We start from the raw sequence: 11176 nt of genomic DNA on the forward strand, positions 1-11176 counted from the left end.
GGGGTTCTATTGCGCGTTTGCACAATAAGACTTTGCCTTCGTGGACAGGAATAGTCCCAGCAACGATGTTTGGGTTTTGATAATGAATGGTTTCGCATCCGAGGCAGACATACCTGTGTCTTGTGTCGTCATCGGGTATTTTTTGCGTTACTTCTTCGCCGCAACCGCTGCAGTATTTCATCGATAATGTGTCCGTCTTCGCTTTATCATTGTGGTGCTCACCGTTTGGTAGGGCACTCGTTAACAATTCTTAGCCCCTATGCTAAGGTTCGTAGCCTCAAATTAGTAGTATTATTCGATGAGCCTTATAAATCAGTTTACATCTCGCCTTCAGGCTTACAAACCGCGCAAACTGGGTGAAGGCTTGCCGCAGGCGGGTGTGCTCGTCCCGGTCACGCGCAACGCGTCTACGCCGGAGGTCATTCTGACAAGACGCTCAGCTGCGCTCTCAACCCATAGTGGGCAAGTCGCTTTTCCCGGCGGGAAATTTGATGAAGAAGATCTTTCCCTAGAAACAACGGCATTGCGAGAGACGCATGAAGAAGTCGGCATTCCTCCAGAGGCGGTAGAATTGATTGGCCCTCTGAGTCAAGTGGTGTCGCTGCATGGTATTCAGGTTACGCCTTATGTTGGTCTCGTTCCGGAGAACATCCCGATACAACCCAACCTCGACGAGCTAGACAGCGTGTTTAAGGTTCCCCTGGAATACTTTATCGACACGAAGCCGAGCCGATTAGATCGGATGACCTACAAAGGTATTGCATTGCAGGTTCCATCGTACCACTACATCCACAATAACGAGCAATATGAGATCTGGGGTTTGACCGCCATCGTATTGGTGGAGTTCCTGAATCTTGCTATGGACGCAAATATAACAATATTCGATGATTATCAGCGGAGTAGATTTGATGTACAGCCTGAAAGATAAAGCGCCAAAGTTGATCGGAAAACCAGGTTTTGTCGCCTCTAACGCCACCTTGGTGGGTGACATTGAGCTGCATGAAGACGCAAGCATTTGGTTTAACGTGGTGATTCGCGCTGATAACGATAAAGTGGTCATTGGGCCGCAGAGCAATATTCAAGACGCCGCCGTACTGCATGTTGACCCCCGCTGCCCGATCAACATCGGCAGGGGCGTTACGGTTGGCCATAAGGCGATGTTACATGGTTGTGAAATCGGTGATTTCAGCCTGATCGGCATTAACGCGGTTGTGCTGAATGGCGCTAAAATTGGCAAGCATTGCTTGATAGGCGCCAACGCACTGGTAACCGAGAACATGGAAATTCCTGATGGATCAATGGTTGTTGGGAGTCCTGCCAAGGTAAAACGTACGCTATCAGAACCACAAATGAAGATGCTTGAAATGAGCGCGGGGCATTATGTGTCGAACTCGCAGCGTTACCTAAAGCATTTACAGAAACTTGAAGACGAGCATTCATGACAGAGAACGAAGTAAAACCTATTGCCTCCCCATGCGTCAGTATTTGTGCGCTAGATGACGCCGATATTTGCGTTGGTTGCCACAGAAGCGGCCAAGAAATAGCCGGTTGGGGGGCTAAATCTGAAGCTGAAAAAGCGGAGATTATGGTCAAGGTGCGCGAGCGCGAAAAAAGTGCGTATATTTAAGAACAAAGAGAAAGGCCGGGGTATTCCATACTCTGGCCTTATTTTTATGAGGCTGGATAACAGGACGGAATAATGACAACACTCGGAACGGCGTTGACGGAAAACGCAACAAAGGTGCTTTTTTGTGGTGCTGGAGAATTAGGCAAAGAAGTGATCATTGAGCTTCAGCGTCTTGGCGTAGAGGTCATTGCGGTTGATCGTTATGAGAACGCACCCGGCATGCAGGTAGCCCATAGATCTCATGTGGTTGATATGTTGGACACAAGCGCTTTACGTCATGTGATCGAACACGAAAAGCCGGATTTCATTGTTCCCGAGATTGAAGCAATCGCGACATCGGAGTTGTTAAAGCTTGAAGACGAAGGTTTCCAAATTGTACCTTCAGCTCGCGCGGTAAACCTCACAATGAATCGTGAAGGCATTCGCTCATTGGCAGCACAAGAGCTTGGCTTGCCAACATCAAGCTATGCGTTTGCAGATAACTTTGACGATTTTTCTGCGGCGGTACAGCGCATTGGCTTTCCGTGCTTCGTTAAACCGATTATGAGTTCTTCAGGTAAAGGGCAGAGCCGTTTAACCGATGCAAGCCAGATTCAGGCTGCATGGGATTACGCGCAGTCCGGTGGTCGAGCAGGTAAGGGTAAGGTCATTGTTGAGGGCAGTGTCGACTTCGACTACGAGATTACCTTGTTGACGGTGCGCCATGGCGGTAACACCTCTTTTTGCGCGCCCGTCGGACACGTCCAGAAAGACGGTGACTATCAACAGTCATGGCAACCTCAGGCAATGTCAGATCTAGCTTTGCAACGTGCCAAGGATATTGCAGACAAAGTGACGACCAGTCTTGGCGGTAACGGCTTGTTCGGTGTTGAGCTGTTTATCAAGGGTGACGATGTTTACTTCAGCGAAGTGTCACCACGTCCGCATGATACTGGGCTGGTGACACTCATCTCTCAGAACTTGTCTGAATTCGCGCTGCATGCGCGTGCTTTTCTTGGTTTGCCTATTCCAGAGATCGAACTGCTTGGCGCGTCCGCCTCGTCCGTTGTTTTGGTTGAAGGTGATAGCCGCAACGTGCGCTTCTCTGGACTAAATGATGCATTGGCCGAGGTGGGCACAAGCCTACGCTTATTTGGTAAACCGGAAGTTGCCGGTAAGCGTCGTATGGGTGTTGCTTTGGCGCGGGACGAAAGCCTTGATGCCGCGCTGGAGAAAGCCAAGCGTTCCTCTGCGGCTGTTATCGCGCATTGTGACTAGCACTCAGCCGGATAAACAGATCGATGTCGCTTTCCCTCCATTGGAGAGCGACAAAACAAGAGTCCTTGTTCTTGGCAGTATGCCCAGTCAAAAATCATTGGAACTGCAACAGTATTACGGCCATCCGCAAAACGCCTTCTGGAAGATTATGGCGACGTTAACGGGGGTAGCGCATGATGCGGATTATCAACAAAGAACGCTCGCGCTAATGAACAAAGGTGTTTCGGTTTGGGATACGATTGCGAGCTGTCATCGGCCCGGAAGTATGGATGCAGACATCGACACTCGCACTGTTTCGGTAAATGACTTTTGCGGATTTTTTGAGAGACATCCTACGCTGCAAATCGTGTTGTTTAACGGCCAAGCCTCTGCCAAGACCTTTCAAAAACATCTAGGCAAGAGCTTTCTTCTCGAAAGAGGGCTTGCGTCATCGGTAATGCCTTCGACCAGTCCGGCATATGCGGCGATGTCGCTCGCGCACAAAGAAGAGATTTGGCTGCGTGCTTTGCGTATCTTGGATAGAGAAAAATAAATCACATAGAAGACGGGAGATTCATCCATGAGATATCGCTCAGTTGTTGTGCTCACCGGCGCGGGAATTTCTGCAGAATCAGGCATTCAAACTTTTCGCGCCAGTGACGGCTTATGGGAGAATCACCGCGTTGAAGATGTGGCTTCGCCTGAAGGGTTTGAGCGTGATCCGGAGTTAGTGCTCGACTTCTATAATCAGCGGCGAGCGGGTTTGCTTTCCCCTGATATTCAGCCGAACCCCGCACATAAAGCGCTAGCCCATCTAGAGCACGAAATGCGCATCAATGGGCAGTCCTTTTTGCTCGTCACACAAAATATAGATGACCTTCATGAGCGCGCCGGTTCGGTCAACCTCAGGCATATGCATGGTGAGCTGTTAAAGGTACGTTGTCAGGCATGTGCGTCGCTGGAAGCGACTGAAGTCGCTACCACGCAGAAATCTGTGTGCTCGAATTGCGGTGCTGTCGGAGAACTACGCCCTCATGTTGTTTGGTTTGGTGAAATGCCACTCTATATGGATGAAATCTACCAAGCATTGGAGCAGTGCGATTTGTTTCTGTCTATTGGTACTTCAGGGAACGTGTATCCCGCAGCGGGGTTTGTCGAAGTCGCAAATCGTGCAGGTGCTGAAACAATAGAAATTAACCTAGAGCCTTCTGCAGTGCATACCAGTTTTGACAGGCATGTCGAAGGGAAAGCAGGCGAAGCATTGCCAAGTTTTGTCGAGATGCTTCTCAATAGCGAGTGACTGCTCTCCCTCCAGCATCAATCGCGCGCTTGATATCGACGTGCTATATCGATCTGCTAAGAAGGCAACTTCTGTCTATTTGCCATTAACATGGCTTTTTCTTTTTTCAAAAGATGATAAAAGCGTAATAGCTTATCGGGGACGGTAGACTCATCGACTTGGTCAACTTGATTGAGCTTTATCTGGTCGTCCAGTAGCGTCCGAAAATAGTCTATCGCAAATGCTTTTACTTCCGTCTCTTGAGCCGGCTTGTTGATCCGAACTCTGCTTATCTCGGTTAACGCTTTGACTAAATCGACAGAGGGCGAATCTTCGATCAGCAGAATCAGTGGAGCGTTTAGATTGAAAGCTTTTTGTCCGGCGATATCGAGTTCGTTGACCGGGAAAAATCGTTTGATGTGCGCGAGCACTTTCTGACCAATAGCGCCCTCGGCAGAGTGAATTGCTTTTTTGCCGAAATTTATAAAGTGTGGGCCGCATTGGTCAAAATAATTATAGTGAATCGCATGATCATAGAGGTCTTTCGCCCCATAGCTAATAAAAAGTTGTGCTCCGGCTTGATAATCAACTTTCGCGTGGACACAGAGCTTTCCGTCGCTGAACTTGTCTGATTGCCCAAGTAGATCAGAATGGTTGAATTGATCGAGCACAGGGACAACGCCAAAGGGGTGAAATGCTCGGCTGCGCATATTTAGATAAGTGCAAACGATGTCTTCATTACTGCAAGAGGGCTCTGCTTTTTCCACAATATCAATGATATGGTCGGCCTGCTGTTTGGCTTCTCGAACCCACATGCATAGAACAGGGTGCATATCATTTAGGGTGGCAAGATCGTCCTCATTAAAAAAGTAATACGAATAGCGTTTTAGTTCCGCAAGACTCTCAAATCCCGCGATGACTCCGTTGAAGGTTGTGTTTTTGTTCCCCAGCTCGCAGGCGGCTGCGTGGAGCCAGTTTAGCGCTCTAGCATCTTCAGAGTCCCCAAAAGGCCCTTTTGTTGAATCGATAAGTTGATCGCACGGGAAGCTTGCCAATAGAGTTTCCTTCGGAATATCCGCCGTAGCATACATCCCGTAAATACCATTGACTTCGCGTCGTTCGATTGAAGGGTGTAAAAAGAGTCCGTGGGCTAAAGCCCAGTCTAACTGTGATTGGTATTGGAGTGTTGTTTTCATCGTTTACCGTTCATCAAGTGATACTTCTTTCTCGCAATTCCAGCAAATCTCAAAAGCAGGAGGGTTCTCTTCAGAGCAGTTAGAGCATCGCCAGTGCGTTTTATCACTGACGCCATGCATGACGTCTTCGATCAGTTCAACCGCTTTGTCGAGATGTGTCTCTTCGACCCAAATCTCCGGCCAAACTTCGATGGGCGGTACCTCTCCGGCGGCACTTCCTCCGAACTGGTTTTTCAGCTCGCAGGCAATGCCATTGTTTTCCAGAATGTTTTTGATGTTGTGCACGACCATCGCATTGTCGTGACTGAAGACGCGGATCATCGCTGTGAGCTAATGTTCATTCGCTGATTGCAGCTTGTGGGGACTGCTGCTTCATTCGTAAATATAAGTAGAGCGCAAAGCCAACAGCTGCACCGGGCATCATGCCGAGGGCAATGCAAAGGTAGCCGTATTTGTAGCCATATTGCTGACGCTCGTAAAGAATCCACGCGCTCATAATAAACCAGCACATAATCACATCGATGGAGTAGCCGGTCGCGTAGGGATTGACGAATCCCGCTGCAAAGGCGCCGATAATATCGCCATCTGCTAAAGCATTGGGGCTAACGTAAAAGATAAAGACCGCGAGAAAAATCGCAGCAGACAGGCCGATGGATAGCTTAAAGGTATTTTCGTTCATGGAGCTCTCTTATTGTTTTAATGAAATTTAGTGCGATTAAGATAGCGTACTCATTTGCCAAAAGAAATAATGCCGATTGGCTAGAAAACATGGCACGTATTTGTGGGATGTTTACTCTCTGAAAATATCGAAAATTCTCTCTCGCATCCATTGGTGTGCTCGGTCGCTCTCATGTCGTTCAGCCCAATACAAGTGCCAGTCCAACATTGGAATTGCAAACGGCAGTTCTAATACTTGCAAGTTTGTTCCCCTAGTTAGACTTTCAGGAATGGTTAGTAGCATGTCTGTTTTGGCTACGATGGGTCGCGCAGCTCTGGAATGCTGAATACGCAGTTTAATGTTTCTTTGTAGGCCCAGTCGCCCGAGATAGGCGTCAATCTGTCCGCCGCCTTTTCGACGGCTCGAGACGTGAATGTGTGCCTCAGACATATATTGATCGAGTGACAATGTACTTGCGATACGAGGATGTTCGCTGCGCGCTACGCATACGTAGCGATCCGTCGTGAGAGGGGTATTCACCAGATCGCTATGGTTGATGATTGGTACATCCAAAGCAAAGTCCAGCTCGCCCGCACTAAATGCGCGCACCATGTCCGCTCGAGGAATGGTATAGCTTTCAATATTAATGTTTGGCGCTTCACTTTCGATTACCTCCATCAGTCGAGGTAAAACGTATGCCTCAGACGTGTCGTTCATCGAGAAGCGAAAGGTGCGATTGGATTGCTGCGGATCAAATGCGTCATGCTCGTTTAAGCTGCTCTGAAGAGACGCCAGGGCTTCGCGTACGCGCTCGATAATATTCTCGGTTAAGGGTGTAGGCACCATTTGACCCGACTGCCGGACAAACAACTCGTCATTAAAGTGGCCTCGAAGCCTCGCTAGCGCATTGCTGACAGCTGGTTGGGTGATATGCAGTACTTCCGCCGCTTTGGTGAGCTTCCGTTCGCTGTAAATTGTGTCGAGCACGATAAATAGGTTCATATCGATTTTCGAAAGTTGCATGCTCATTCACCCCTTTAGCCTTGGTATTTAGCGAGTTTTATGTAGCGTGATCACTGAAACTTATTAAACGATATAAATGAAATAAACTTCAATGATTTTGTTCGGCTTTTTACACTGGTTGTCTGATTTAAACGCGGGTATTTGTACTGTCTGTGCAAATACGCAAGCCGGCAAGCGCTGAAGTCGCAAACGTAACCGCGACGCTTACATTAGGAAGAGACAGATGGAATTCGAATATTCAGATCGTACCAAACAGTTAATGAAACAAGTTCAGGGTTTCCTGGATACGCACCTTTTCCCAATTGAAAATACGTTAAACGAGGCCATTGAGAATGGCGAAGACCGCTGGGCTATCCCGCCTCAAATTGAAGAGTTAAAAGCGCTCGCAAAAGAGCAGGGCTTGTGGAATTTGTTCTTGCCTGAGTCAGACTACGGTGCAGGCCTTAGCAACCTTGAATACGCGCCACTCGCAGAGATCATGGGTCGTACTCGCTTTGGCTCGGAGATCTTTAACTGCAGCGCGCCTGACACGGGCAATATGGAAGTGTTAGTCCGCTATGGTTCTGAAGAACAAAAGAAACGATGGCTTGAGCCTTTGCTGGCTGGAGAAATACGTTCTGCTTTTGCGATGACAGAGCCAGATGTCGCGTCTTGTGATGCCACCAATATCGAAACCAGTATCGTGCGTGATGGTGATGAGTATGTGATCAATGGCCGTAAATGGTACATCTCAGGAGCGTGTGACCCACGCTGTGAAATCATGATAGTGATGGGCAAGAGCGATCCGGACAACGACAACAAGTACGTTCAGCAATCTCAGGTGCTTGTTCCGATGAATACGCCTGGCGTGAACGTGGTGCGCCCAATGAAAGTGTTTGGTAACGATGATGCACCGGAAGGGCATGCAGACATTGTGTTTGATAACGTGCGGGTGCCCGCTGAGAACATCATTCTTGGTGAAGGTCGTGGTTTTGAAATCGCGCAGGGCCGTTTGGGCCCAGGTCGTATTCACCACTGCATGCGTTTAGTTGGCGCAGCGCAACGCGCTTTGGAGATGATGTGTGTGCGTGCCGAAACACGCGTTGCCTTTGGCCGTCCTCTCAGCAAACAGGGTTCGGTGCGTGAGGCGATTGCAAAGTCGTACTGTGAAATTGAGCAGGCGCGTTTGTTAACGTTGAAGGCGGCAGATCAAATGGATCGCTTGGGTAACAAGGGGGCAAAGTCTCTTATTTCGATGATCAAGATTGTTGCACCTCAAATGGCATGTGATGTCATTGACCGAGCGATGCAGATTCATGGCGCGATGGGATTGAGTCAGGATACATTCTTACCTCAGGCTTATCAGATGGCGCGCGTTGTGCGCTTGGCTGACGGGCCAGACGAGGTGCATATGATGCAGCTTGGTCGCGGGCTCGCGGCAGGCTATGCCGGCGCGTATGCTGCCATGTCTCGTTAATCCAGAGATAACAAAAAGAAGAGGAAAGATTATGACGGAAACGACGACGGAAACGATGACGGAAACGACGAACCCTGAAGTGGATTCGCTCGATCTTGCAGCTTTAGGCGCTTATCTCGGCAAACATATTGACGGTTTTGGTGCACTGCAAAGTGCAGAAAAATTCTCTGGTGGCCAGTCGAATCCAACATTCAAACTAACAACAGACAAAGGCCAGTATGTTCTGCGCAGGCAGCCACCAGGCAAGTTATTGAAGTCGGCCCATGCCGTTGATCGTGAGTATCGTGTTTACAAGGCACTCGAAAAAAGCGCTGTACCAACACCTAAGGTGTATCACCTTTGTGAAGATAGAGACGTTATTGGCTCCATGTTCTACGTGATGGAGTGTTGTGAAGGACGTATCTTTTGGGATGCAGCTTTGCCAAAACTTCCGTCAAACGAAGAACGTACGCAGGCCTACGAGGAAATGGGTAAGGTGCTAGCAGCGATCCATTCTGTTGATGTGGATGCCGTTGGCTTAGCCGATTACGGTAAACCAGGTAACTACTTTGAGCGCCAACTTTCTCGTTGGACGAAGCAGTATCGAGATTCAGAGACTCAGAAAATCCCGGCGATGGACCAATTAATTGAATGGTTAGAGCAACATATTCCAGAGGATGATGGACGGGTATCGCTAGTACATGGCGACTACCGCCTTGACAACATGATGTTCGCGCCCGATGAGGTGCGCGTCATTGCAGTGCTTGATTGGGAGCTATCGACGCTTGGTCATCCTTTTGCCGATCTGGCGTATCAGTGTATGCAATTACGTATGCCCGCCAATGCAGGCGATATGAGCGGTCTGGCCGGTGCAGATCGAGGTGCGCTGGGTATTCCCACTGAGGCCGAATACGTGGCGAGTTACTGTCAAGCGATGGGAATCGAGAAGATAGACCATTGGGCATTTTATCTAGCCTTTAGTTATTTCCGTTTGGCGGCGATTGCTCAAGGTGTTGCGAAACGTGCGCTTGATGGCAACGCCTCAAGCAAAAAAGCCAGTAAGGTGGGCGCGTATGTTGCCCCGCTGGCGATGGGTGCCTTGCACGTTGTTAAAACAGAAAGTTAAAACAGAAAGTTAAAACAGAAAGTTAAAGCAGCAGCCCAAGCGCTACTGTGATTGCTCGCGTGACACTCCTAGATCGACGTGGAGTGCGGAAGGAAACATTAGGTCCCCGACGAGCAGTGCTATCGAGGATGATGAATTGTTTTGGTGTTCGTCGGACCTTAGATGTCCGACTTAACAAAGAGAAAGAAAATGAAAGCAATTGTATGTAACGACTTCGGTTCGATTTCAGACTTAAAGCTGCAAGAAATTGAAGCGCCAACGCCCGGTAAAGGTGAAGTATTGATTAAAGTTCTGGCCACCGGTGTGAACTTTCCTGATGGTCTTTTGGTGCAAGGCTTGTATCAAGCCAAGCCGGCATGCCCCTTTGTTCCTGGAATGGAGTTTTGCGGTGAAGTGGAAGCATTGGGTGAGGGCGTTAAGCACCTCAAAGTTGGCCAGCGTTTAATCGGTTCGAGCAAAGACTTTGGTGGCTTTGCGGAAAAGATTGTCGCGAATGCAATGATGGTATTGCCGATTACAGACGATGTTCCAAATACAGATGCTGCAAACTTAATGTGCGCGCATGGCACGGCGCATCATGCCCTAAAACAACGTGCTCGCTTGAAGAAAGGTGAGACACTCGTAGTGTTGGGCGCAGCCGGCGGAACGGGTATCGCGGCTGTACAGATTGGTAAAGCTATGGGTGCGCGCGTTATCGCAGCTTGTTCATCGCAAGAAAAACTTGAGATGGCCAAGGAAAATGGCGCTGATGAGCTAATCAACTATAGCGATGAAAACCTAAAAGACCGAATCAAAGAGCTGACCAAAGGCAAGGGCGCTGATGTCGTGTACGACCCTGTCGGCGGCGAAGCCTTTGCGGCTTGCTCCCGCTCAATGGCGCGTAATGGCCGGTTGCTTGTCGTTGGCTTTGCCTCGGGCTCCATCCCAGAATTGCCCGTAAACCTAACGCTCGTAAAAGAGTATTCAGTGATTGGCGTGTTCTGGGGCTCGTTTGTGATGCACGAGCCGATGATCTTTATGCAAAACATGCAGGAGCTGTTCGCTTGGTATCGAGAAGGCGCTGTGCGCTTGCAGACGGATGAGGTGTTTCCGCTTTCCAGAACTCAAGATGCGTTGGCCAAAGTGATGAATCGCGAAGTGAAGGGCAAAGTTGTTGTTGTCCCCGATGCCTTGCTGGATTGATGCACAACGCGAAAGATCGGTCTAAACGAAACACTATTGAACAGAGCAGAATTAAATCGAAACAAGGATTAGGAAGAATAGAATGACGACCAAATTATTTGATTTAACAGGAAGAGTGGCATTGGTAACGGGCGCAAGTCGTGGGATTGGTGAGGCGATTGCCAAGCTGCTGGCGGAACAGGGTGCACATGTCATCGTATCAAGCCGCAAGATCGACGACTGCCAAGCTGTCGCTGATGCGATTATCGAAGCAGGAGGCGCCGCCGAAGCATGGGCCTGTCATGTTGGTGATATGGATCAGATCAAGCAGACCTTTGAATATATCGCCAATAAGCACGGCAAGTTGGATATTTTGGTCAACAATGCCGCTGCCAACCCTTATTTCGGCCACATTCTCGATACCGACATTGATGC

At 49.0% G+C, this 11176-nt stretch carries 15 protein-coding genes; 10 read left to right on the top strand and 5 right to left on the bottom strand.

Annotated elements, in window-relative coordinates:
* The coding region (locus tag A3750_RS25055; RefSeq protein WP_197475131.1) for a zinc ribbon domain-containing protein at positions 1–181 on the bottom strand (181 nt) is incomplete at its 3' end.
* A 117-nt stretch (positions 182–298) separates the two neighbouring features.
* Between A3750_RS25055 and A3750_RS17935 the strand changes: the two genes are divergently transcribed.
* The 6 genes from A3750_RS17935 to cobB all read left to right on the top strand — a co-directional run bounded on the left by A3750_RS17935 (position 299) and on the right by cobB (position 4163).
* On the top strand, positions 299–928 hold the full coding sequence (locus A3750_RS17935; protein ID WP_068455253.1) for a CoA pyrophosphatase: 630 nt from the start codon (positions 299–301) through the stop codon (positions 926–928).
* On the top strand, positions 909–1442 hold the full coding sequence (locus A3750_RS17940; RefSeq protein ID WP_231871870.1) for a gamma carbonic anhydrase family protein: 534 nt from the start codon (positions 909–911) through the stop codon (positions 1440–1442). The genes A3750_RS17935 and A3750_RS17940 overlap by 20 nt, the downstream gene beginning before the upstream one ends.
* The gene (locus A3750_RS17945; RefSeq protein ID WP_068548432.1) at positions 1439–1627 is read left to right on the top strand and encodes a DUF1289 domain-containing protein; all 189 of its coding nucleotides are present in this window, start codon (positions 1439–1441) and stop codon (positions 1625–1627) included. The genes A3750_RS17940 and A3750_RS17945 overlap by 4 nt, the downstream gene beginning before the upstream one ends.
* 72 nt (positions 1628–1699) lie before the next feature.
* Positions 1700–2884 carry a formate-dependent phosphoribosylglycinamide formyltransferase gene (gene purT, locus A3750_RS17950; protein WP_068548544.1) on the top strand — a complete coding sequence of 395 codons (1185 nt, stop codon included), beginning with the start codon at positions 1700–1702 and terminating at the stop codon, positions 2882–2884.
* Positions 2877–3416 carry a DNA-deoxyinosine glycosylase gene (locus A3750_RS17955; RefSeq protein WP_197475130.1) on the top strand — a complete coding sequence of 180 codons (540 nt, stop codon included), beginning with the start codon at positions 2877–2879 and terminating at the stop codon, positions 3414–3416. Before purT ends, A3750_RS17955 begins: the two co-directional genes overlap by 8 nt.
* Positions 3417–3443: 27 nt before the next feature.
* Positions 3444–4163, top strand: a complete 720-nt coding sequence (gene cobB, locus A3750_RS17960) for a Sir2 family NAD+-dependent deacetylase (RefSeq protein WP_068548546.1) — start codon at positions 3444–3446, stop codon at positions 4161–4163.
* A 56-nt stretch (positions 4164–4219) separates the two neighbouring features.
* Here cobB and A3750_RS17965 read toward each other — a convergent pair whose 3' ends face one another.
* The 4 genes from A3750_RS17965 to A3750_RS17980 form a co-directional block, all read right to left on the bottom strand.
* Positions 4220–5338: an SET domain-containing protein-lysine N-methyltransferase gene (locus tag A3750_RS17965; protein ID WP_082873345.1), complete on the bottom strand. Its 1119-nt coding sequence runs from the start codon at positions 5336–5338 to the stop codon at positions 4220–4222.
* Positions 5339–5341: 3 nt separating this feature from the next.
* A complete protein-coding gene (locus tag A3750_RS17970; protein WP_068455233.1) occupies positions 5342–5659 on the bottom strand; it encodes a DUF2007 domain-containing protein in 318 nt (105 codons plus the stop codon).
* Positions 5660–5675: 16 nt separating this feature from the next.
* On the bottom strand, positions 5676–6017 hold the full coding sequence (locus tag A3750_RS17975; RefSeq protein WP_068455226.1) for a DUF2834 domain-containing protein: 342 nt from the start codon (positions 6015–6017) through the stop codon (positions 5676–5678).
* Between the two features lie 111 nt (positions 6018–6128).
* A complete protein-coding gene (locus A3750_RS17980) occupies positions 6129–7019 on the bottom strand; it encodes a LysR family transcriptional regulator (protein WP_068548558.1) in 891 nt (296 codons plus the stop codon).
* A gap of 223 nt (positions 7020–7242) precedes the next feature.
* On the opposite strand from A3750_RS17980, the gene A3750_RS17985 reads away from it, so the two are divergent.
* The 4 genes from A3750_RS17985 to A3750_RS18000 form a co-directional block, all read left to right on the top strand.
* Complete coding sequence (locus tag A3750_RS17985) at positions 7243–8475, top strand: acyl-CoA dehydrogenase family protein (protein ID WP_068548550.1); 1233 nt, start codon at positions 7243–7245, stop codon at positions 8473–8475.
* A gap of 31 nt (positions 8476–8506) precedes the next feature.
* Positions 8507–9580 carry a phosphotransferase family protein gene (locus A3750_RS17990; protein WP_231871871.1) on the top strand — a complete coding sequence of 358 codons (1074 nt, stop codon included), beginning with the start codon at positions 8507–8509 and terminating at the stop codon, positions 9578–9580.
* Between the two features lie 189 nt (positions 9581–9769).
* Entirely contained in the window at positions 9770–10762 is a 993-nt protein-coding gene (locus A3750_RS17995; RefSeq protein WP_068548552.1) for an NADPH:quinone oxidoreductase family protein, read from the top strand.
* An 82-nt stretch (positions 10763–10844) separates the two neighbouring features.
* Positions 10845–11176, top strand: a 332-nt coding sequence (locus A3750_RS18000; protein WP_156498702.1) for an SDR family NAD(P)-dependent oxidoreductase, incomplete at its 3' end; no start/stop codon positions are given.

The sequence above is a fragment of the Oleiphilus sp. HI0079 genome (assembly GCF_001635105.1).